17 protein-coding genes are annotated in these 21,452 nt (G+C 65.0%); 5 read left to right on the top strand and 12 right to left on the bottom strand.

What is annotated here, in order from left to right; all coding sequences use genetic code 11:
- Positions 1–152 precede the first annotated feature (152 nt).
- The 4 genes from CT676_RS10405 to CT676_RS10390 all read left to right on the top strand — a co-directional run bounded on the left by CT676_RS10405 (position 153) and on the right by CT676_RS10390 (position 2,678).
- On the top strand, positions 153–1,277 hold the full coding sequence (locus CT676_RS10405) for a flagellar basal body P-ring protein FlgI (protein WP_135214582.1): 1,125 nt from the start codon (positions 153–155) through the stop codon (positions 1,275–1,277).
- Positions 1,277–1,645, top strand: a complete 369-nt coding sequence (flgJ, locus tag CT676_RS10400) for a flagellar assembly peptidoglycan hydrolase FlgJ (RefSeq protein WP_028148518.1) — start codon at positions 1,277–1,279, stop codon at positions 1,643–1,645. Before CT676_RS10405 ends, flgJ begins: the two co-directional genes overlap by 1 nt.
- Positions 1,646–1,656: 11 nt before the next feature.
- Positions 1,657–2,154, top strand: a complete 498-nt coding sequence (locus tag CT676_RS10395; protein ID WP_028158316.1) for a hypothetical protein — start codon at positions 1,657–1,659, stop codon at positions 2,152–2,154.
- Positions 2,155–2,315: 161 nt separating this feature from the next.
- Positions 2,316–2,678, top strand: coding sequence for a hypothetical protein (locus CT676_RS10390; protein ID WP_028148520.1), 363 nt, complete (start codon positions 2,316–2,318; stop codon positions 2,676–2,678).
- Positions 2,679–2,732: 54 nt separating this feature from the next.
- Here the strand turns inward: CT676_RS10390 and flaF are convergent, their stop codons facing one another.
- The 3 genes from flaF to CT676_RS10375 all read right to left on the bottom strand — a co-directional run bounded on the left by flaF (position 2,733) and on the right by CT676_RS10375 (position 6,849).
- Positions 2,733–3,101 carry a flagellar biosynthesis regulator FlaF gene (gene flaF / locus CT676_RS10385; RefSeq protein WP_014493991.1) on the bottom strand — a complete coding sequence of 123 codons (369 nt, stop codon included), beginning with the start codon at positions 3,099–3,101 and terminating at the stop codon, positions 2,733–2,735.
- Positions 3,102–3,391: 290 nt separating this feature from the next.
- Complete coding sequence (locus CT676_RS10380; RefSeq protein WP_135214581.1) at positions 3,392–4,999, bottom strand: flagellin; 1,608 nt, start codon at positions 4,997–4,999, stop codon at positions 3,392–3,394.
- Positions 5,000–5,244: 245 nt separating this feature from the next.
- Complete coding sequence (locus CT676_RS10375) at positions 5,245–6,849, bottom strand: flagellin (RefSeq protein ID WP_135214580.1); 1,605 nt, start codon at positions 6,847–6,849, stop codon at positions 5,245–5,247.
- Between the two features lie 323 nt (positions 6,850–7,172).
- Between CT676_RS10375 and flbT the strand changes: the two genes are divergently transcribed.
- Positions 7,173–7,598: a flagellar biosynthesis repressor FlbT gene (gene flbT, locus CT676_RS10370; RefSeq protein WP_028148524.1), complete on the top strand. Its 426-nt coding sequence runs from the start codon at positions 7,173–7,175 to the stop codon at positions 7,596–7,598.
- A gap of 79 nt (positions 7,599–7,677) precedes the next feature.
- Here the strand turns inward: flbT and CT676_RS10365 are convergent, their stop codons facing one another.
- From CT676_RS10365 to CT676_RS10325, 9 genes are all read right to left on the bottom strand, one after another.
- Complete coding sequence (locus CT676_RS10365) at positions 7,678–9,177, bottom strand: aspartate aminotransferase family protein (RefSeq protein WP_135214579.1); 1,500 nt, start codon at positions 9,175–9,177, stop codon at positions 7,678–7,680.
- On the bottom strand, positions 9,174–10,427 hold the full coding sequence (locus CT676_RS10360) for a hypothetical protein (RefSeq protein ID WP_135214578.1): 1,254 nt from the start codon (positions 10,425–10,427) through the stop codon (positions 9,174–9,176). Before CT676_RS10360 ends, CT676_RS10365 begins: the two co-directional genes overlap by 4 nt.
- 1 nt (position 10,428) lies before the next feature.
- Positions 10,429–12,078 (bottom strand): hypothetical protein, encoded by a 1,650-nt coding sequence (locus CT676_RS10355; RefSeq protein WP_167768013.1) that lies wholly within the window; start codon positions 12,076–12,078, stop codon positions 10,429–10,431.
- Positions 12,068–12,850, bottom strand: a complete 783-nt coding sequence (locus tag CT676_RS10350; RefSeq protein WP_135214576.1) for a hypothetical protein — start codon at positions 12,848–12,850, stop codon at positions 12,068–12,070. Before CT676_RS10350 ends, CT676_RS10355 begins: the two co-directional genes overlap by 11 nt.
- Positions 12,851–12,922: 72 nt before the next feature.
- Positions 12,923–14,797: a flagellar protein gene (locus CT676_RS10345; RefSeq protein ID WP_135214575.1), complete on the bottom strand. Its 1,875-nt coding sequence runs from the start codon at positions 14,795–14,797 to the stop codon at positions 12,923–12,925.
- 20 nt (positions 14,798–14,817) lie between these two features.
- Positions 14,818–16,701, bottom strand: a complete 1,884-nt coding sequence (flgK, locus tag CT676_RS10340; protein ID WP_135214574.1) for a flagellar hook-associated protein FlgK — start codon at positions 16,699–16,701, stop codon at positions 14,818–14,820.
- Positions 16,702–16,735: 34 nt separating this feature from the next.
- Positions 16,736–19,015 (bottom strand): flagellar hook-basal body complex protein, encoded by a 2,280-nt coding sequence (locus tag CT676_RS10335; RefSeq protein ID WP_028148531.1) that lies wholly within the window; start codon positions 19,013–19,015, stop codon positions 16,736–16,738.
- Positions 19,016–19,306: 291 nt separating this feature from the next.
- On the bottom strand, positions 19,307–19,819 hold the full coding sequence (msrB, locus tag CT676_RS10330) for a peptide-methionine (R)-S-oxide reductase MsrB (RefSeq protein ID WP_028148532.1): 513 nt from the start codon (positions 19,817–19,819) through the stop codon (positions 19,307–19,309).
- A gap of 86 nt (positions 19,820–19,905) precedes the next feature.
- Positions 19,906–21,363 (bottom strand): FAD-binding oxidoreductase, encoded by a 1,458-nt coding sequence (locus CT676_RS10325; RefSeq protein ID WP_135214573.1) that lies wholly within the window; start codon positions 21,361–21,363, stop codon positions 19,906–19,908.
- Positions 21,364–21,452: the final 89 nt, after the last annotated feature.

Below are 21,452 nucleotides of genomic sequence, written 5' to 3'. Positions count from 1 at the left end.
TGACACCGGTGGAAACAGGTTTATTCAACCTATTCAATCGCGTAACCCCGCTGCCCCGCGTTGGCACAGCACTCGCAAGGAAAGCGTCGGACCAGCTCGTCATGGGAGTGTCGTGGATGGTCCGAGATGTGAGGAGCCTCGGGGAGCAGAGGATGCCAGGCGTTCGTTGGGTGAGGATTGTTGGGGTGGCCTGCGCCGCGCTGTCAGCGCTGGCGCTCTCGGTCACGTCTGCAAGCGCGACATCGCGCATCAAAGACCTCGCCAATATCGAGGGCGTGCGGCAGAACCAGCTCATCGGCTACGGCCTCGTCGTCGGCCTCAACGGCACCGGCGATACGCTCAACAACATCCCCTTCACCAAGCAGTCGCTGCAAGCGATGCTCGAGCGCATGGGCGTCAACATCCGCGGCGCCACCATCCGCACCGGCAACGTCGCCGCCGTGATGGTCACGGGCAATCTGCCGGCCTTCGCCACCCAGGGCACGCGCATGGACGTCACCGTCTCCGCGCTGGGCGACGCCAAGGATCTGCGCGGCGGCACCCTGCTGGTCACGCCCCTGTTAGGTGCCGACGGCAATGTCTACGCGGTCGGACAGGGCTCGCTCGCGATCTCCGGTTTCCAGGCCGAAGGCGAAGCGGCGAAAATCGTGCGCGGCGTTCCGACCGTCGGCCGCATCGCCAACGGCGCCATCATTGAGCGCGAGATCGAGTTCGCGCTCAATCGGCTGCCGAACGTGCGGCTCGCGCTGCGCAACGCCGACTTCACCACGGCCAAGCGGATCGCGGCCGCGATCAACGACTATCTCGGCGTCAAGACCGCCGAGCCGATCGATCCCTCGACGGTGCAGCTTTCGATCCCGCCGGAGTTCAAGGGCAACGTCGTCGCCTTCCTCACCGAGATCGAGCAGCTCCAGGTCGATCCTGATCTCGCCGCCAAGATCGTCATCGACGAACGCAGCGGCATCATCGTGATGGGCCGCGACGTTCGCGTCGCAACCGTCGCGGTGGCGCAAGGCAACCTCACCGTCACCATCTCCGAGAGCCCGCAGGTCAGCCAGCCCAACCCGCTGTCACGCGGGCGCACCGTGGTCACGCCGCGCACCGGCGTCAGCGTCACCGAAGACGGCAAGAAGTTCGCCGTCGTCAAGGACGGCGTCTCGCTTCAGCAGCTCGTCGACGGCCTCAACGGCCTCGGCATCGGCCCGCGCGACCTCATCAGCATCCTCCAGGCGATCAAGGCCGCCGGCGCGATCGAAGCCGACATCGAGGTGATGTGATGCAGACCAGCATGATCAACACCCCCCACGTCGTCACCTCCTCGGCCTTCTCGGTGGAGAGCCGCAACGGCCGGCCCGACTTCGAGCTCGCCGCCGCGTTGCAGAAGGTCTCGCCACAGCAGCAGTCGAAGGCGCAGAAAACCGCCACCGATTTCGAGGCGATGTTCCTCAACAGCATGTTCTCGCAGATGACCTCGGGCCTGAAGGGCGAAGGTCCGTTCGGCGACACCCCGGGCACCGGCGTGTGGCGTTCGATGCTGACCGAGCAATATTCCAAGAACTTCGCCAAGGCCGGCGGCGTCGGTGTCGCCACCGAAGTCTACCGCACCCTCATCATGCAGCAGGCGAAAACGATCCGCACGGCATAAGGTCAACCGAGATGAACCATTTCAACGCCTCACGTCAGCCGGTGCAAGCGCAGCGCCCGAACACCGCACCCGGCAACGCCGAGGCTCGCAAGGTCGCCGAGCAGCTGATGGATGCGATGAACGCCCTGCTCGGACTGGTCGAGCGCGAGACCGAGCTCGTCCGCGCCGGCCAGGTCCGCGAAGCGATGACGCTCGAGAGCAAGAAGCAGGAGCTGTCGCGCAACTATGTCAGCGCCGTCAGCGAGTTGAAGACGAACCAGGCCCAGCTCGCGAAATCCGCGCCCGAGCTGCTCTCGACGCTGCATCGGCATCACGACGCGTTCCGCGCGATGCTCCAGGTCAATCTCACCGTGCTCGCGACCGCACACGCGGTCTCGGAGAGCGTGGTGCGCGGCGTCAACGCCGAGATCCAGAAGCGCAACGTGCCCAACACCTATACGGCGGCGGGACGCCGCGCGGCTCCAGGCCCACGCCACATCACCCCGCTCGCGGTCAGCCGCTCGCTCTGAGCGCGCGCGCGAAAACTCCCTGCAATTTTACGAAAAACCGCGCGGCGATATCGTCGCGCGGTTAGTCACGTTTCCTTACCCGGTCTTCAATCCTGGTGTTCCATGGTTGCGTATTGAGAGGGGTTGGGATTTGACTCAGACGAGGCAACCAGGAGGCTGCCATGAGTACAGATTTCAGCATCAGGCCGGTGGGGATACCGGCCCCCGTGCAGATCATAACGACGTCCAATGCGGCGGCGAACGAGGCCGTGCAAACTGATTTGCCGGTGAGCCAGACGGTCGCCGCGAGCGATACGAGCGCGGCTGCGCGCAATGATTTGCAGAGCACCAACGACAGCGTTTCACGCCAGGTCGTTTTCAACCAGCCCGCCGCGTCCTTCGTGTTCCAGGTCGTGAACGAAAGGACCGATGCGGTTGTCGATCAGTTTCCGGACGAAGCGATGCTGCGGCGGCGGGCCTATTTCCACGCACTGGACATGAAGTCCGAGCCCCCGCGTCCACTCAGCACCGATCGCAGCGCCTGACGCTCACGCCGGGGGTCGCGACGGCTTCATCGAGGTCGTTCGAAACCGGTCGCGTTACGACCGTCCCGAAAGACCGGCGGCGATATTGCGATTGATCTCGATCAGCGGGCGGAAGTGATCGAGCTGCGGGCTCATCAGCAGCGCAGCAGTCTGGCTCAGCACGAACACGCTGATATTGGCGATCCTCTGCCGAACGTCGAGCGGCTGCGGATTGGTGTCGCGCATCGCCTCGCTCAGGAAGATGGTCCAGAGCTTGCGGTTGAACATCAACGCCTGCGTCGTCTGCTCATTGAAGGGATCGGCACTGTTGATGGCGTCCTGCAGCTTGTTGGCGGCCTTCAGGAGCGTCTGCGCCTCGATATCGCGAGGAGACGCAGTGGTCGTGGCTACACGCGCGTAGGCCGAAGCAGCAGAACTCGACATCGATCACCCTGGAGGTTTCCTCGCCCGTTGTACAGGCTTAAGGATTTCTTTCCCAACCCTAGGCAGCACCGCTTAAGATTTGCTTACGTGAGAGTGCGGACGATCTCCGGACAATTACGGGTCGCGGCATCCACCTTCACCTCAAGGCTAAATCCGAGTGCTCGCACTGTAAACGATTGCATCCATCATGCGCTGATCTGAGCTAATCGACAGTTAGCGATCTCGCTCAAAACAACGGCGAAGCCTAGGCTTCGCCGTTCAATGATTCATCGTGTACATCAGCGTCGCGCTTAGCGGAGGAGCTGAAGCACGCTCTGCTGCGACTGGTTGGCGAGCGACAGCGCGGAGACTGCGATCGACTGACGCGTCGAGAGCGCCTGGCTGTTGGCCGCTTCCTCGTTGGTGTCCGCAAGCGTCAAGCTCGACGAGCCGGTCTGCAGCACGTTGATCAGGTTCTTGCTGAAGTCCTGACGGATCTGCACGATCGACAGGTTCGAACCGAGCGTCGACGCCTCGGCACGCAGCGTGGTGCTGGCCGAGTTGAGCGAAGTCAGAATGGCGTTCGCCGATTTCGAGTCCAGGAAATCAACGCCCGAGGTCAAGGGAGCAAGGTTGAGGCCGGCGTCGTTGAAGGTGACGCCCTGAATGTTCAGCGTCGAACGCCCGGTTTCGTTGAACACGAGCTTGAGCGTATCGCCGTTCAGCAGATTGACGCCGTTGTAGGAAGAGTCCTGCGCCGTGGTGTTGATTTGCGCGAGCACGTTGTTGTACTGCCCGACCAGATTGGCGCGCGTGGCTTGCGAATCCGGGTCGACGGTGGGCGCCTGCGCGATCAGGCCATAGAAGGGCTGGCCGCTCGCCGCGGCCGTGCCGCCGATTGCGCCGATCGTCGAGGACGCCGAGTCGTTGGAGGTCACGATGTTGAGATGACCGGTCGTGTCGATCGTCGCCTGCAGGTTGTTCGCCGCCAGCGCCGCGTTGAGCTGATTGAGCGTGGAAATCTGCCCGACGCCGGCGCCGAAGGTGATGCTGGTGGCGGTACCGCCGCCGGTCGCGCCGATCGTCAACGTCTTGCCGCTGAGCGGGGGCGGAACGCGGGCGGTGGTGCCGGCAGTGAGGCCGAGCGCCGTGAGCACGTTGCCCGAGCCGGAGATCGCCAGATCCTGGCTCGTGCCCGTGCTGAGCACGAGCTTGCCGCCGGAAACGGTCGAGGCCGTGCCCGTACCCGTGATGCCGTCGATCGCGCTCAGTACCGACTGCACCGTGAGTGTGCTGCCGGCACCGATGCCGATCGTGACGTTGCCGAAGGAGTCGGTGGTCGAGGTGGTTTGCGCGGTCGAGAAGGTGATCGTCTTGCCGTCGACAGTCAGGACCGAACCGTTGGTAATCGTCGTACCGAGATCGTCGGAACCCGCACCGGCGGTACCGACCAGCTTGGTCGCGCCCGTGATCGGCGCCGCGCCGCTCGTATCGTCATTGTTGACGACGGTGCCGGTGACCGTGTTGTTGGTGTATGCCGTGCCCAGCAGGTTGTTGGCGGTCGCACCGGGGACCGCGGCCGCCGTCACGTTGGATTTGGGCGAATAGCCTGTCGGGCTCTGCAGCACCTGGCTGGCGATCGATTTGGCGCTGTCGACCAGCTTTTGCAGCGAGGTGATGCCGGTGTTCGCGGCCTGCAGCACCTGCACGCCGTTGCTGATGCCATCCAGGAGATTGCTGATGTCGCTGGCGCGATTGTCGAGCCCCTGTGCGGTGAAGAAGTTGGTCGGATTGTCCAGCGCCGTGTTGACCTTCTTGCCGGTTGCAAGACGTTCCTGCGTGGTAGCGAGCAGGTCGGCTGTCGACTGCAGCGACAACAGGTTCTGGCGGACTGATGCCGAGAGAACGATGTTGGACATTGGCAGATCTTCCTCTTGGAGCGCGACGCGTACGAATCGGAGCCCGCCGGTCTGGCAAATGGGCTTTTGTCTAGTTCTAGGCGCACTCCTTTAAATTAAGGTTAATGGCCGCTTAAGCCACAGGGTTAACAAGGTATTAACCGGTCAGGGTTCCCTGAAACCCGGCTCACGCCGCATCACGCGCAAAAAAAACGGCGGGGCAAAAGCCCCGCCGTAATGCCTTGTTTGACGATTTTCGCCGCGTATCAGCGCAGGAGCTGCAACACGCTCTGCTGCGACTGGTTGGCCAGCGACAGCGCCGAGACTGCGATCGACTGGCGGGTCGACAGCGCCTGGCTGTTGGCCGCTTCCTCGTTGGTGTCGGCCAGCGTCAGGTTGGACGAACCGGTCTGCAGGACGTTGATCAGGTTCTTGTTGAAGTCCTGGCGGATCTGCACGACCGACAGGTTCGAACCCAGCGTCGATGCTTCCGAACGCAGCGTGCTGCTGGCGGCATTGAGCGAGGTCAGGACCTTGTTGGCCGAAGCGTTGTCCAGGAAGTCGGTGCCCGAGGCGAGGGTCGAGATGTTGAGACCCGCGGTGTTGAAGGTCACACCAGTGATGCTCAGCGTCGACTTGCCGGTTTCGTTGAACGTCAGCTTCAGCGTGTCGCCGTTGAGCAGGTTGACGCCGTTGAAGGAGGCATCCTGCGCGGTCGTGTTGATCTGCGCGAGCACGTTGTTGTACTGCGCAACCAAGCCTGCACGCTGGGTCTGCGAGGTCGGATCGGCAACCGGAGCCGCGATGGCAGCGCTGTGGAACGGTCCGGTGGCGGTAAAGGCCGAGCCGCCGAGCGTACCGATCGTCGAGGAGGCCGCGTCGTTCGTGGTCGTGATGGAGATCACGCCGGTCGAGTCGATCGAGGCCTGCAGGTTGTTGGCCGCCAGCGCCGAATTGAGCCCGTTCAGCGTCGAGATCTGGCCGGTGCCGGTGCCGAAGGTGATGCTGGTGGGCGTGCCGCCGCCGGTGGCTGCGATCGTCAGCGTCTGGCCGGAGATGGCGGGCGGGACGCGGGCGGTGGTGCCGGCGGTGAGACCGAGCGCGGCGAGCACGTTGCCCGAACCCGCGATCGTGAGATCCGAGGTCGTGCCGGTGCTCAGCGTGAGCTTACCAGCCGCGACGGTCGAGGCGGTGCCGGTGCCGGTGATGCCGTCGATCGCAGTCAGCACGCTCTGCACCGTCAAGGTGCTGCCCGTGCCGATGCCGATGGTGACGTTGCCGGCGGTGTCCGTGGTCGAAGTGGTCTGCGCGGTCGAGAACGTGATGGTCTTGCCGTTGACCGTCAGGACCGAGCCGTTGGTGATGGCGGTGCCGAGGTCGTCGGAACCCGCACCGGCGGTACCGACCAGCTGGGTGGAGGCCGTGATGTTGACCGCAGTGCCGGTGTTGTCGTTCAGCACGGCGGTGCCGGCGACCGTGTTGTTGGTGTAGCCGGTGCCGAGCAGGTTGTTGGCGGTTGCGCCGGTGATGGCGGTCGAGGTCACGGTCGACTTGGTGGAGTAGCCCGTCGGGCTCTGCAGCACCTGGTTGGCAATCGACTTGGCGCTGTCCACCAGCTTCTGCAGCGAGGTGATGCCGGTGTTGGCTGCCTGGAGAACCTGAACGCCGTTGCCGATGCCATCGAGCAGATTGCCGATGTCGCTGGCGCGGTTATCAAGGCCCTGGGCGGTGAAGAAGTTGGTGGGATTATCCAGAGCCGAGTTCACCTTGCGGCCAGTCGAAAGACGGGACTGGGTGGTGGCGAGGAGGTCGGCGGTGGACTGGAGGGAGAGCAGGTTCTGGCGAACCGATGCGGAGAGAACGACGGACATACTGTTACCTTTCTGGTAGCTACGCGTCCTATCTGACCAAAATTGATCAGACGACCGCCGGACCGTGCGTCCAAGCCTCTAACAATCCGTGAAATGAAACCCGCACTTTTCCCGCCGCGACGCTGAAAGCGCCCTTCGAGGCCGCGGCAGACGGCTGGACATGCCGCTATCGGCCTTGAAATTGTTGCATTTTCCGTCCCCGCCGCCGTCGTTTACGACCTGTTAACCATGTTGCGCAAGGATCGGCTCCAAATCACGAACGATCGCCCTCATCGCACGAACGCCGCGACGGATCGTTGTAAAAGGGTTGATGGAGAACAGGCATGGCTCTCAAGGTTGAGCTCAAACCGCACGAACGCATCATCGTCGGCAATTCGGTGATCACCAACACCGACCAGCGCGCCCGCCTCCTGATCGACGGCGAGAACGTGCCGATCCTGCGCGAGCGCGACATCCTCACGCCGGAGACCGCCGACACGCCGGCCAAGCTCGTCTATCTCGCGGTCCAGCTCATGTACATCTCGCCGGATCCGCAGAGCCAGCACGGCACCTACTTCAACCTGGTGCGCGACATCGTCACTGCGGTGCCGAGCGCCTGGCCGATCATCGAAAGCATCAACAACAACATCATGAGCGGCGATCTCTACCGGGCGCTGAAGGATGCCCGCAAGCTGATCGCCTATGAAGAGAAGCTGCGGGACCAGTACCAAGCGACGCATCCCAAGAGCGACGTCAGCTCGGCCGCCTGATCGGCACGCATCAGCCTGCCCAAACGACAACGGCCCCGGATCATCACCGGGGCCGTTGTCGTTTCAGCCGCGTTCCTGGTCACTGCGCCGCCAGCGGCGGCGCCTCGACCTCGATCAGACCACCGCCGGTCCGCCGCGCGCCGAACTCCAGCACCGCAGCGACAAGCGCGTCGATGTCCGTCTCGTCGGTACGATGATTGACGATGGCAGCGCGGATCGCGAACCTGCCGTCCAGCGTCGTGCTCGAGGACGCCGCAACGCCGGACTCCTGGACATCGGCGACAATCTCGCGATTGACCGCATCGTCGGCGCGGTAGCGGAAGCAGACGATGTTGAGATTCACCGGCGCCAACAATTGCAGCCGCGGCTCGGCCAGCACGCGCGTCTCCAGATATTTCGCCAGCGCGCAGCTTCGCGCGATCACCGCGCCCAGCCGGTCGGTGCCGAACGTCTTCAGCGTGAACCAGGTCTTCAGCGCGCGGAAGCCGCGCGACAGGTCTGGGCCGAGATCGCAGGGCCAGACCGCGCCCGCTGCAAGCCCCCTCGCCTCGCGGCGCAGATAGGCCGCCGGCTGCGCAAAGGCCTGCCGGTGCTGCTCGCCGTCGCGTACCAGCAGGAAGCCGGCATCGTAGGGCACCTGCCCCCATTTGTGGAAGTCGAGCGCAATGGAATCGGCGAGCTCGATGCCGCCGAGCATGGGCGCGAGTTCGGGCGAGAAGATCGCGAGCGCCCCGAAGGCGCCATCGACGTGAAACCAGATTCCTTCCTCGCGGCACAGTTCAGCGATCGCCTTGAGGTCGTCGATCGCGCCGATATCCACCGTGCCGGCAGATGCGACCACCAGGAACGGCTTGAAGCCGACTTCGCGATCGATCGCGATCTGCGCGCGCAACGCGGCGACGTCGATGCGATGATCGGCATCGACATCGATCTTGCGCAGCGCATCGGTGCCGAGCCCGGCAATGTCCATCGCCCTGGAGACACAGCCATGCGCAGCCTGCGACGTGTAGGCCGTGAGCAGCGCGCCGTCATTGCCGATGCCGTGCTGCCGCGCCAGCGTGCCGAGCGCGCTCGTGCGCGCCACCAGCACCGCCATCAAATTGGCCATCGACGTGCCCGTGACGAAGATGCCGCTCGCGCGCTCCGGGAAATCAAACAGGCGCTGCATCCACGCGACGATCTGGCGCTCGACTTCGATCGGCATGTGATCGCGTCCGCCGAGATTGGCATTGAGGCCAGCCGCGAGCATCTCCGCGAGCATGCCGACCGCGGTGCCGCCGCCATGCACCCAGCCCATGAACCCGGGATGGACGTTGCCGGTCGCATAGGGCGCGACATGCTCGGCGAATTCGCGATAGACATCGGCAAGGTCGCTCGCCTCGCGCGGCACGTCGGCCTTCAATGCCGCGCGGATGCCGTCGGGAATCGGCTGCCACACCGGCCGCGCGCGGACATTGGCGATGCCGTCGATCGCCTCGTCCAGCATGCGATGGGCGAGCGTGCGAAATTCGCTCCAGTCCTGCGGATCGAGCGAAGCCTGCGCGACGGAGCTTTGCGCGTTACGGATGATCTCGTTCATGCTGCGCTCGCCTTGCCTTCTCTTGCGTGCCGCGACAGCATCGCCGTGAACGCGGCAAAGATCTTGCGCATCTGCGGTGACTTGTACGGAAACACGACCGGCGAATCCATGTTGTGCACGACGGCGGTGTTGTCGGCTTCGAAGACCAGCAGCTCGCGGTCCTGGTTCTCGGCGCAATCCACGATGAAATAATCGAGGCCGACGCGCCGGCTCATCTCGTCGAGCGCGGCCTTGTGGCGCGCGGCGAAGGCGTGGTCGAAGTCCAGCATGAAGACGGCCTCTTCAGCCCGCTTCTCCTCGCTGAACGCCATGTAGGCGTTGAGATACCAGATGTCCCAGCGATCGGCGATCGCCATGTGGCAGGCGTAGGGCTTGCCGTCGACCATGGCGAGACGGTATTTGCGGTAGAGCCCGTCGGGGCTCACATAATCGACGAAACGCGCGACGAAGAAATCCTGCTCCTCGCGCTCGGCGAGATAGGCCGCGAGTGCCGGCGCATCGTCGAGCTTCGCCAGCCCGACACCGGCATGCGTGCCGCGCGGCCGCGCGATCATCGGAAAGCGTAGTTCGCCGGCGATGTCCTCGCAAGCGATCCGGCCCTGCGCGAGATCCGTCAATTGCGCGCGCGTCGCGTGGATGGTCGACGGAATCTCGAGACCAGGGATGCCCGCCAGCAGCCGATACAGCTTGTCGCGATCGAGGTTGCCGATGAGATCGGGGCGATTGAGCAGCGGCCGCGGCCAGCACGGCGCCGCCTTTTCGATCAGGGCGAGCGGTTCCCGGCATTCCTCGGAATCGGATGCGATCACGATGGCGACGTCGTGATCGGGCAAATTCTCCGGGAGACCGGAGCCCTTGACCACGTAGAGCGTCAACAGCTCGATGTCGGAGCCCTCGAGCAGGAAATCGATCGGCGTGTTGCCGCCCATGTCGATGTCGGCCGCAAGGGCGAGCACGCGCAAGCTGGGCTTCGGAGCCGCAGCGGGCGTGCGAAACAATTGATGGAAGGTCAGCACCTCCGACTGGATCGCCAGCCCCGCCGCCTTGTCGCCGAGTAGCTGGACGATCAGCGATAGGTCAAGGCCTTCGCCCGCGTGCGCTGCTCCTTCCGTGATCCGCGTGACGAGCTGATCGCGCAGTGGCTGCAGATCGACACCTTCGAACGCCTGGCGCGTCAGCTGCGCAAAGCCGATGCGGTCGGCACAGTTTGGCACGGTCACGCCGATCGGCGCGGAAACTGGATGCTGCATCTCATACCTCGAACGCGGACTTTTCCGGCGCGGTTGCGGCTGCGCCGCGGCCAAGCAGCAGCTCGATCTTCACCACGACATGAGCGATGCGATCGAGCAGGTGCTGCACATTGCGTCGTGCCTGCGCCATATCCGGCGACCAGGCCTCGGTCACGAGCCGGGCGCCGACGCAGAGGCGCAGCACGGCCTGCGGCGCGTCGTCCTGCCGCTCCAGCCGGACCGGCTGGCCGATCAGGCTACGCTGGACGGCGACCTGCCGGTCCGCCGCGCTGCCGCTGATCTCCTCGTTCACGTCACGCCGCAGCGCCCGGTGGACGGCGCTGGTCTCGGCCATCGAGACCGGCTTGCCGTCGCGCAGCAGCATGAACGGAAAGATCGTGGCGTACGCGAACTCCTCGTCGTCTCCGGCAGTCTTCTCGGTCGCCGTTGGAACGGGTTGAAGCGACGGCGACAGCGCGATCATGCTGTCGATGCCGGCGGCAAGCTCGGCCAGCGCCCTGACGCGGAAAGCTCCGGGCACGGCGTAGTAGCTGCCGATTTCCGCAAGCGCCGCCTCCCAGCGCAGCCATTGTCCGAAATTCGGCCGGGGCTCGAAGCGTGAGCGCAGCGCCGTCCAGGCCATCGGCCAATCGCAGCGGCCGGCATAGTCGAAGAAGCCCGGCGCAATCCCCTCAATCCGGTCGAGCGACCGCGAAAGCCCCTTCGGCACCAGCAGCGCGCCGCTGAAGGCAGGGCCACCGAAGAATTTCGAGCCGGTGATCAGCACCATATAGCCGCGGTCGAGATAGGAGCGCAGCCGGCGGCGGCCGAGCCGCGCCTGACAGGCGTCGACGACGACCTGAACCTTGCGCGGCCAGCGCCGCGCGATCTCGTCGAGACAGGCCACGCCCGGCGCGCGCCAGCCGAGCTTCGAGGAATCCAAGATCTGAAGCAGCACGGGCGCACCTTGCGCGATCGTCGCTTCAATCGCCTCCAGCACCGCGGCATCGGTGTCGGCGCGCATCGCGATCCCGGGCCCGGCCCGAAGCAGCGGCAACGTCACGCTGGCGCCGGCGAGTCCGGCAACCGCGCCGTCCTTGCGCACGGCAAGGCCGCTCGCCGTCATGGAGCTGAAATGGTGACCGCGCGCGGTATGGGCCGTGCCGCTACCGGTCTGGTCGGCGCCGACCACGATCGTCACGGGCGGGGCGCCGAGCACCGCACGCGCCAGGAACAGGGCGTGGAGCTGAGAATCCGTCCCGGACGGCGAGAACACGACGTCGACGCGCGGCGAGAGCTGGAGATGGCCGCGCAACTCCTCGCGCATGGCCTCGCAGCGCGTATCGAAGGCGATCTCGACCTCATCGAACAGGCACCTGTGCATCAGCTCTTCGCGCGCCAGCGCGGCGCGGTCATAGGCGAGTTGCGAGATCGTCGATGCCGTCGAGGAGGCGAAATTCCAGATCTCGGGTTCCGGCGAGGCCGCACAGCCATAGGCATTGACGCGATCCCCAGCGTCGAGCGCCAGCCGCGGATCTCCGCCGGAGACGAGCAGCGTGTCCAATGGCGTGAAGAGATCGCGCAGGCGGTAGCGCGAGCCGCCGTCGAATGTGCGCTCGGGGACCGACAGACCGGATGCGCCGGCGCTCATCCCGGAAGGCTCACGCCGCATCGGCAGCTGCCGCGGGCGCGGCTGCGAATTGCGAGGCGATGTCGCCGTGGAACACCGACGGCCCGACGTGATCCAGCGAGCTCTCGATGTCGGCCCAGATCTCGCCGCCGATGTCGGTCCAGCGCTTGCAGAAGGCGAAGTCCTCGGAAAGATAAGTCCCCGTCGCCTGATCGATCATGCATTCGAACAGCGCGAAGCGGTTCTGGCTCGCCGCCAGCGTGTCGTGCGAATGCTCGCGGAAGAATTGCAGGTCGGCATAGTTGGGGTGGCGGCACATCGCCTCCAGCACGTGGCGGCGGATCATCAGGAAGCCGGTGCCGGCGTAGCGCACGCGGGTAAAACCGTTGACCACTACGATGCGGTCGGGATCCTCGATCTCGAGCACATAATCGAGCGCGGCCGCCGGCACATCCGCGCGGCCGGACTCGATCGCCCGCCTGGCCTTGTCCCAGTTGACCCGCTTGATCGGATAACAGCCGGCGACGACATCCGCGCCGCATTCGATCAGCCGGAACACCTGCTCGGGCTTGAAGCCGATGTCGGCGTCGATGAACAGGAAATGGGTCGCCTTTGGATCGTCGAGAAACATCGCGGCCAGATTGGCCCGCGCGCGCGTGATCAGCGCATCGCCGTCGCGCAAGAGCACCTTGAGCTCGAGATTGGACATGCCGTGCACGGCGCGCTGGAGCGCGAAGATCGAGCTTGCATAAATGCTCGAGACCTGCCCGCCGAAGCACGGCGTGGCCACCACCAGCTGCATCTTGTCCGACATCGACGGCCCCCGCCCCGCTCAACTCCTCACCAAAAGGTAAAGAGGCATGGTTAACGGCGTCTTAATGCGCGCTTACAGGAACTTGACGAGCGAGAGCTGCGAGAGGTTCGAGGTGACCTGGTAGGACGCCTGAAGCGCGTTCTGCAGCGACAGGATCTCGCTCGCCACCTGGTCCGGCGAGGCCGATTCCGCCTGGTCGATGATGGACTGCAGCTGCGCCTTGGCCTGGGTCTGGCGCGTGCCTGCGTCCTTCATCGTGTTCTGGGCCATCGCGAGGTCCGTCTGGATGTCCTCGATGTGCTGCTGGCCGGGCTGCTTCGTCAACGACTGCGTCACCCGCAGGCTCAGCGCGGAGACCTGCCCGCCCGCATACTGGCTGGTCGGCGAGGTTGAGAACGTCCCGAATACGGCGATCGCCTGCAATTGCTGGCGGATCGCGTCCTCGTTGGCCTGCGCGCCATATTGCACCGTGACTGAATCATCGACCCGCGCCATCGCCGTGGAGCGCGGCGAGCCGGGCCCGTCATTGCCGGTGTACCATTTCACCGTGTTGGCCGAGCCGTTGACCAGCGTCGTCGCCGAACTCGCCGGTGAAGAACCGACGCGCAAAGGCGGCTGCGTCGCGGTGACCGGGGTCGAGCCGAAACCGAGCGCGTTGAGTGCGCCCGAGTTCGAGGTCGTGATGTTGAGGCTCGCCGCGTCGTCCGTGTTGATCGTGATCGAGCCGCCATGCACGGTCGAAGGCTTCGACGTGCCCGTGATCTGGTCGATCTTGCTCATCAGCGTCTGGATGCTGTCGTCGACATTGAGCTGGTTGCCGGTCGCGCCCGAACTGACGAAGGTCAGCGTGGTGCCGTTCACGGTGATGGTGTCACCGGCGGCGAAGCCCGGCGAGATCGAATTCGAGGGGCTCGCGCCGGACAGCGCCGTTGCGCCGCTGATCGGAGCCGGTGGCGCCGCCTGGTTGTTGACGGGCGCACCGATCGCGGAGCTTGCGGTGTTGAAGAAATTGTCGCCGGCCGTGATCGCGGATGCCGCGACAAGCGAAGTGTTGGCGAGCTTCGTGATCGCGGTGTTCAATGCCGTGTTGAGGTTCGCGGCCGTGTTGGCCGGGGTCGTCGCGTCGATCGCAAAGCTGCCGATCGGCGTCGGCGTGGCCGTGGACGCGGTCAGGTCGACCTGCCCGGTGGTGCCGTCCGGCAGCGTGAACTGGACGCTCAGCTTGTCGCCGTCGTTCGGGTTGAGGCCGTTGAGATCGACCGAGAACGACACCGGCGAGCCGCTCGGGCCGGTGACCGTCGCACCCGTCAGCGTCGAGGACACCGCCGCGATCTTCATTCCGAACGGCGATCCGGCGACGTCCTCGGATACCCGCACCGAGCTCGGCGTCGGCTGCGTCTGCACCAGCCGTCCCATGCCGTTGGCACCGAGGTCGGCGGCCTGGCGCTCCGCCATGACGGTCTTGAAGCCCGCCTGCGTGGTCGTGCCGTTGATGATGTCGCCGGCATTGGCAACCGACTGCGTGTTGAACGCGGTCCCGGAGAACAGATAGCGGTTGCCCGACTGCGTGTTGAGAACGCCGACCATCGAGCTGAACTGCGAAGCGGCCGTGTTCTGCGCGACGGTCTGTCCGTTGACGTTGAGATCCTGCGCGGTGCTCGCGGAGCCGGTCTGCACCGTGTTGCGGATCGTCGTGAGCGACTGGAGCGCGGTATTGGCGAGGTTGATGTTCACGTTCACGTTCGTGATCGTGTCGGTATAGGCGGCGATGTTGGAGAGCTGCGAGCGCCCGGCGATCGCAAAGCCCTCGTTGGTGCCCATCCCGGAATAGTTCTGCGACAGCTTGCCGGTCGCGAGCTGCGTCGACAGGTCGGTGAGCTGCTGATTGATGTTGCGGATCTGCGCGCCGAGGACCGACGAAGAGTAGTTGATGCTGCTGATCGACATCTTTCAGAACCCTGTACTGGTTACACTTGAGCCTGGATCAACGTGTTCATCATGTTCTGCACCACCGACATGACGTGGGCGTTGGCGGCATAGGCATTCTGGAGCTGGATCAGGTTCGACATCTCCGAGTCCAGATTGACGCTGGAGGTCGAGTCGAACTTGGCCTGGAGCGTCGAGACCACGACGCTCTGGCCCTGCTGGAGCTGGGTGGCCTGGGTCGAGGCGTTGGCCTGGATGCTCAGGAACTGCTGGAGGTAGTTCGAGACGCTGCCGGTGAAGGGCTGGTTCGCCGAGCCGAGGCCGGTCGTCGGCGAATAGGAAAACACCGCATTGGTGAGCTGCGAATAGAGATAGTCCGAGCGCGTGGTATCGCCGGCGGGCGTCACCGGCGAGGTGTTGTAGACGGACAGCCGCGTGGGATCGCTGACCAGCTGCGTGTTCACGGCGATGCGCCCGGCAAGGCCGATCATCTGCGAGCCCGAGGCGGTGATCGCACCGGTGTAGAGCGCCTGCCCGCCGTCGGTGAACACCGCCAGCTGCGGGCTGCCCGAGGTCAGCGACGAGATCGTCTTGGTGGTCGAGGCCGAATTGACCTGGGCAAGGCCGGTATTGTCATCAGTCACCCGCAGCGTCGTGGCCGTCGCCGGAGACGGAGCGGCGGAGAACGTCAGGTGCGAGCCTGAGAGCGCGGTGTTGAGCGCAGCGGCGATCGCACTCATGCCGCCGGAGAAATTGACGCCCACCCGCATCGGGTTGGCATTGGTGGCGTTCTGGAGCGGCAGCGCCGCCGGGTCGGTCACGTTGACGAGCGTGATCTGGCGCTGGGTGTTGGTCGCCGTGTCCTTGTAGGTGATGTTGACCGTATTGCCCGGCTGCGCACCGGCAAGGTCGAGATCGAATCCGGCCGGCGGGCCTGAGACCGTGCTGCCGGCTGTGGTCTTGTCCGACAGCGCGCTCGACATCGTGGCGGCGAGCTGGTCGATCTGGTTCTGCGCCTGCACCAGCGTCTGGTCGCGCAGCTTGAGATCAGCCGCGATCTGGCCGGAGGAGACCACGTTGTTGGCGACGACGTCGAGCTGCGAGCCGTTCGGCAGCTTGATGTTGAGTGCACCGACGCCGGACTTGGCGGGATCGCTGTTGTAGAGGGAGGTCGCCGACAGCGCGCCGGCAGAGGCAAAGGTGAATTGCGAGGCGAGCCCGGCGCCGACCAGCTGGATACCGGTGGTGGTGTAGATGTTGGCCTGATTCGAACCGTCGGTGGTGACGCGAACGTCGACATATTTCGACAGCGTGTTGATGGCCTGATCGCGCTGGTCCATCAGCGTCGCGGCCGAGGGATCGTTGGCCGACAGGCCCTGGAGCTTGGTGTTGATGTCGGCGATCTGCTGCATCGCCGCGTTGGCCTGCTGTGCCGAGGTGCCGAGGTCCTGCTCGACATTGGAGCGCAGCGACTGGATGCCCTTGGTGGTCACGTTGAGCTGCTGGGCCAGGGCCTGCGCCGCGCCGAGGGCAACCGTCTGCGCCGACGACGAGCCCGCGCTGGTCGACAGCGCCTGCAACGCCGTGGTAAAATTGTTCAGCGCGGTTTCGAGCGTGCCGCTGTTGCCGGGCGTGCCGTAGACACTCTGAAGCTGCTTCAGGATGTTGGCCATCTGGTCGGCGTAACCGCTGCCGCCGGTCTCGGTGCGCAGCTGGTTCTGCACAAAGGTGTCGAGCTCCCGGCTGACGCCGGTCGTCATCGCCGTCGAGCCGAAATCGCCGGTGGTGACCTCGATCTGGTTCGGCCTCTGGACGACGTAACCCGGCGTCTGCGAGTTGGCGACGTTCGAGGAGACGATCGAGAGCGCGGCCTGGTTGGCACGCAGACCGCTCATCGCACTGGCGAGGGCTGAACTCAAACCCATATCACTAGCCGCCTTTGGTTACGTCACGCGCCGATCAGCGCAACACGTTCAAGAGATCCTGCACCATCGAATTCGCTGTCGTGATCACCTTGGTGTTGGCCGAATAGGCCTGCTGGGTCACGATCAGCTTGGTGAATTCGTCGGCGATGTCGGTGTTCGAGCCTTCCAGCGACGAGCCGCTGATGCTGCCCGACGCGCCGTCGATCGCTGTGCCCGACTGTTCGGTCGCGGCGTAGGCGCCACCGTCGAGGGCCTTGAGGTAATTGGTGCCGTTGAAGTGCGACAGCGTCACCTGGGCGAGGTTGAGGTTCTGGCCGTTGGAGAAGGTGCCGACCACGAGGCCGCTGTTGTTGACGGCAACCGAGCGGAGCTGACCGGCGGCGTAGCCGTTCTGCGTGATGGTGTTGATCGTCACCGCGCCGCTGGTGCTGGCATATTGCGTCAGCCCGCCCGAGGACATGTTGAAAGCGACCGAGCCGAGCGACTGGCCGCCGACGCTGACGTTGTTGATGGTGATGCCCGATCCGCTCGGCGAGGTCAGCGAGCCGTCGCTGGCAAAGGTGAAGGCCTGCCCGGTGTTGACCCAGCCGACCGTCGTGCCCGTCGCATTCGGATCGGTTTGGTAGAACAAGTTCCAGGTGTCGGAATGGCCGGTGCCCAGCGAGGCGCTGTCGGTCTTGGCCCAACGCAGCTGCAGGTTCACCGGCGTGCCCGCGGCGTTGTAGGCGGTGACCGCACCGCCGCTGATCGATTCCTTGGTGAACGTGGCGATATCGTTGCCGATCACGCCGCCGGTGCCGGCAGTGCCGCCACCGCCGCGGTTCTTGGAGATTGACGACGTGAAGCCGAGCGCGGCGAAGGCGCTGCTGTTGTTGGGGCTCGTCACCGTCAAGGTGGGATTGGCGATACCGGTATTCAGGGTGATCACGCCGTTGCTGATCGAAGAACCGCTCGCACCGCTGAGCGTGTCGATCTGGCTGAGCAGAGTCGCTATGGAGTCGGTGATGTTGATCTGGTTCGGAGGGGTAGCGCCGGAGGCCACGAAGGTGATCGTATTGGCAGCTCCCGTGCCGTTGACCTGGATCGTGTTGCCGACCACGAAGGGCGTCGAGAGGACTTCCGCCCCGCCGGGCGTCGCGGTGCCGCCGAGCTGTGTACCACTCGTAATCGCGGGAGTGGACAGCACGTTACCGCCGCGCGTCACGCTGCTGACGCCGAGCAATCCTGCCGCAGTGCCGCCGATCGTCACGTCGGCCGTGGTGCTGGTCGTGATCTGGATGTTGCCGCTGGCATTCATAGTCACGCTGGAGGCGGGAACGCCGGCTCCAGACGCGATCGCGCTGAGGACATCCGACATCAGTGCGCTGGTGGGCGACTTCAGACCAATCGTAGTGACCGCCGGGGGGCCCGCAACCGTCGAAACGCCCGAGACGGTGTTGTCGAAGTTGATTGTTTGGCCGTTGACCGTCAACGACTTGCCGGCCAGGTTGGTGAGAAGGCTGGTGTTGAGGTGCGTGGCCAAGCCCGCATCGAGAGACGTGCTGCCAGTTGCCACCGCCGAAGCGCTGTCCAGCAGTGCCACCGAGCCAGTCGCGGTCGTCGCCGTATAGGCCGAGCGCAGATTGCCGGTGGCCGCCGCGCCGGAGACCGTCGCATTCGAATAGGGCGGCGGCGGCGAGCCGACAATCAGCGGGTTGGCGGCGAAATCGGACGGGTTCAGGCCGCCGGCCGCCAGCAGCGTGCCGCTCGCCGCGGTCGAGCTCGCCCCCGTGTTCGGCACGCTCGGCAGGTTCGCGGCGTACTGAATCGAGGTTGTCGCCTGTGCCGGGATGAAGTTGTTCTGGAATTTCAGGACGGACGCCACATTGCCGGTCGGGTTGCCGGTCTTGGGGTCGACCGTGACGCCCATCAGATAGTAGCCGGCGCCATTGACGAGATTGCCGTTGGAATTGAGCTGGAAGTCGCCGCGGCGGGTGTAATAGGTGACGCCGCTGAACTGCGGCAAGTTGTCGACGACGTTAGTCGCCTTCTGGATCGAGAAGAAGCCGTCGCCGGTGATCGCCATGTTGGTCGCGACGGAGGAGGACGAGATCGTACCCTGGGTGGTGATGGTCGCCTTGGCGTTGGCCGTCACACCGCCCGCGACCTGCTTGCTCGGGACCGAGGCGTCGGGGATGAGATCGACGAAGCTGGTGCCGATGCCCTTGTAACCGGTGGTGGATGAGTTCGCGATGTTGCCTGAAATGTTCTGCAGCGCGTAGGACTGCGCCTGCAGGCCACCCACCGAGGTGTTCATTGCATCGAAGATACCCATAACTTTGTCTCCAGATCCGATCTCGGCGGCCGGTCGACCATGGCCGCAGTCGGAAGAGACAGTCGCAAGGGCTATGCCAATGCGGGTATTCTCAGGAAATCAAGGACTTGAATGGGGAGGCCCCGGTCCGATGACCGGGGCACAATTGCCGGGCCGGCAACAATTGCCGGGGCATCGGGTCATCCCGGCGCGGTCCAAGGGACCGAACTCAGGTGCGCAATTGCGCACCTGAGAAGCTCGAGATTCCGGATTCGATGCTCGCGCATCGCTCCGGAATGACTCCAGCGAAACCTACGTTGCCGACGCGGCGGCCGGGTGGAAGACCAGCCCGAAACCGTCGATGCAATAGCGCAATCCGGTCGGCTTCGGACCGTCGTCGAAGACGTGGCCGAGATGGCCGCCGCAGCGCCGGCAATGCACTTCGGTGCGCACCATGCCGAAGGTGCGATCCTCGGTCTTGCCGACATTGCCTTCGATCGGCTGGTAGAAGCTCGGCCAACCCGTGCCGCTCTCGAACTTGGTCTCGGACGAGAACAGCGGCAGGTCGCAGCCGGCGCAGGCGAAGATGCCCTTGCGGTGCTCCTTGAGCAGCGGGCTGGAGCCCGGCCTCTCGGTGCCCTCCTTGCGGAGGATTTCATATTGCTGCGGCGTGAGCTGGGCGCGCCACTCGGCGTCCGTCTTCTCGATCTCGAATTTTTGCGTGGCCTTCTCTCCAGCCTCGGCAGGCGTTCCTCTCAGCCAGCGGAAGGCCGAAAGGCCGAACAGGCCGGCAACAGTCGTCAGCAGGATGCGGCGATCAAACATCTCATTCTCCGTGCGCGGGGAGTCCACGCCCTGAGATACGGGCTCTAACGGCCGACGTTACACGTCCGGCCGGGGTTTTTCTCAACTTATTGCGAGACGATGTCGTCCTGCGGAACCGGTTCCACGCGCTCAGCCGCAGGTTTCGACGGAGGGGCCGGCCGCGGCCGGACGCCCGGCGGCGGACGGCGCGGACCGGTGCCGGCGGCCCGGTTGGCTTCGGCCAGCCGCGCCTCGCGTTCCCGGTCCTTAACCCGCGCCCGCTCGCGGTAGCGAGCAAGCGAGCCTGCGGCGGCGGAACTCGCCCTGCCCCAGACTCCCACCAATTGGCCCGCGACCCGTCCGGTCGTGCCGCCCGCCCAGACCAGCTCGAATGGCGAGAACAGCTTCCAGCGGTCGTCGCCCCACAAAATGCTGCGCGCGATCAGCTGCCCGGCCATGGCCGAGGTGTTCATGCCCTGGCGGCCGAACCCGCTTGCCACCCACAGGCCTTTGCGCAACTGGCCGATCTGCGGCATGCCGTGCACGGTCTGGCCGGTGGCGCCGCCGAACATGTCGGTAATCTCGACATCGCCGAACTGGGGGAAAATCGATCTGATCCGCCGCCTGACCGCGCCCGCAAAGCGCTGCGGACGCGCGGCCCAGGTGGTCTCGGGGCTTTCCCACATCAGGCGGTCGCCGTCGACGACACGGAAATGGTCGACCCCGTCGGAATCCATCACCGATCCCTTGAACGCCACGATCTCGTGCACGCGCTCGCCGAGCGGGGCGGTAATCCCGGCATAGCGCCAGACCGGCAGCAGCGTCTCCGACAGGCGCCTCAAGGGCGCGCCGAGGTGGATGTTGCCCGCGAGCACGATGTGGGTGGCGCGCAGCCGCGCCGAGGGCGTGACGATGCGCTTGCGGATGCCGGAATGATCGATGCTGACGACCGGCGTATCTTCGAAGATGCGCGCTCCCGCCCGCCGCGCCAGCGCTGCGAGGCCGTGCACATATTTGCGGCCGTCGACCTGGAACGCCCGGGGATAATAGACGCCGTGGAAGTAACGGTCGGTCTTGAGCGCCTCGCGGACGCGATCCACCTGCCAGCCCTCGACCTCCGTGTCGAAATCCTCGTGGAGCATCTGCAACCGGCTGATCAGCCGGTCGCCGGCATCGACGTTGGAGACCTCCAGCACGCCATCGCTCGGGCCGATGCCGGGCATGTTCTCTTCGGTGGCGTTGGCCCGGACGAACTCGGCGCCCTCCTTCGCCAGTGTCCACAATTCGCGCGCGTCCTCGAAGCCGATGCGCTCGATCAAATCGGCGAGCGGCAGCGCAAAGCCCGGCATCACGGTGCCGAGCTGGTTTCCGGAGGCGTTCCAGCCGATATGGCGGCCCTCGAGCACCGCGACGCTGGCTCCGAGCCGGGCTGCCTCCAGCGCGATGGAGAGCCCGGCAAGCCCGGCCCCGATCACGCAGATGTCGGCGTCGAGATCAAACGACAGTCGCGTGCGTTCACGAAAGCCGGCTTCTTCCTGGGACACGCTTGTGAAAGTCTCGCTCATGTCGTTTCCTTAAAGGACCGATCGGGCCCTTGTCACCTTGTCCTCAACCGGCGCCTGTAGATTATCTGGACGCGTAACGATTCGAGAAT

The organism is Bradyrhizobium sp. MOS001, from assembly GCF_004634465.1.
Taxonomy (GTDB): Bacteria; Pseudomonadota; Alphaproteobacteria; order Rhizobiales; family Xanthobacteraceae; genus Bradyrhizobium; species Bradyrhizobium barranii.
This window is presented reverse-complemented; position numbering and strand designations above follow the sequence as displayed.

What these genes read in the sequence shown, in the direction of transcription:
- flgJ (WP_028148518.1), top strand. Translation starts at nt 1,277, where the DNA reads ATGCAGACCAGCATGATCAACACCCCCCACGTCGTCACCTCCTCGGCC.
- CT676_RS10380 (WP_135214581.1), bottom strand. Translation starts at nt 4,999, where the DNA reads ATGTCCAACATCGTTCTCTCGGCATCAGTCCGCCAGAACCTGTTGTCG.
- msrB (WP_028148532.1), bottom strand. Translation starts at nt 19,819, where the DNA reads ATGTTTGATCGCCGCATCCTGCTGACGACTGTTGCCGGCCTGTTCGGC.
- CT676_RS10355 (WP_167768013.1), bottom strand. Translation starts at nt 12,078, where the DNA reads ATGCGGCGTGAGCCTTCCGGGATGAGCGCCGGCGCATCCGGTCTGTCG.
- CT676_RS10375 (WP_135214580.1), bottom strand. Translation starts at nt 6,849, where the DNA reads ATGTCCGTCGTTCTCTCCGCATCGGTTCGCCAGAACCTGCTCTCCCTC.
- flgK (WP_135214574.1), bottom strand. Translation starts at nt 16,701, where the DNA reads ATGGGTTTGAGTTCAGCCCTCGCCAGTGCGATGAGCGGTCTGCGTGCC.
- flbT (WP_028148524.1), top strand. Translation starts at nt 7,173, where the DNA reads ATGGCTCTCAAGGTTGAGCTCAAACCGCACGAACGCATCATCGTCGGC.
- CT676_RS10335 (WP_028148531.1), bottom strand. Translation starts at nt 19,015, where the DNA reads ATGGGTATCTTCGATGCAATGAACACCTCGGTGGGTGGCCTGCAGGCG.
- CT676_RS10350 (WP_135214576.1), bottom strand. Translation starts at nt 12,850, where the DNA reads ATGTCGGACAAGATGCAGCTGGTGGTGGCCACGCCGTGCTTCGGCGGG.
- flaF (WP_014493991.1), bottom strand. Translation starts at nt 3,101, where the DNA reads ATGTCGAGTTCTGCTGCTTCGGCCTACGCGCGTGTAGCCACGACCACT.
- CT676_RS10395 (WP_028158316.1), top strand. Translation starts at nt 1,657, where the DNA reads ATGAACCATTTCAACGCCTCACGTCAGCCGGTGCAAGCGCAGCGCCCG.
- CT676_RS10405 (WP_135214582.1), top strand. Translation starts at nt 153, where the DNA reads ATGCCAGGCGTTCGTTGGGTGAGGATTGTTGGGGTGGCCTGCGCCGCG.
- CT676_RS10390 (WP_028148520.1), top strand. Translation starts at nt 2,316, where the DNA reads ATGAGTACAGATTTCAGCATCAGGCCGGTGGGGATACCGGCCCCCGTG.
- CT676_RS10345 (WP_135214575.1), bottom strand. Translation starts at nt 14,797, where the DNA reads ATGTCGATCAGCAGCATCAACTACTCTTCGTCGGTCCTCGGCGCGCAG.
- CT676_RS10360 (WP_135214578.1), bottom strand. Translation starts at nt 10,427, where the DNA reads ATGCAGCATCCAGTTTCCGCGCCGATCGGCGTGACCGTGCCAAACTGT.
- CT676_RS10365 (WP_135214579.1), bottom strand. Translation starts at nt 9,177, where the DNA reads ATGAACGAGATCATCCGTAACGCGCAAAGCTCCGTCGCGCAGGCTTCG.
- CT676_RS10325 (WP_135214573.1), bottom strand. Translation starts at nt 21,363, where the DNA reads ATGAGCGAGACTTTCACAAGCGTGTCCCAGGAAGAAGCCGGCTTTCGT.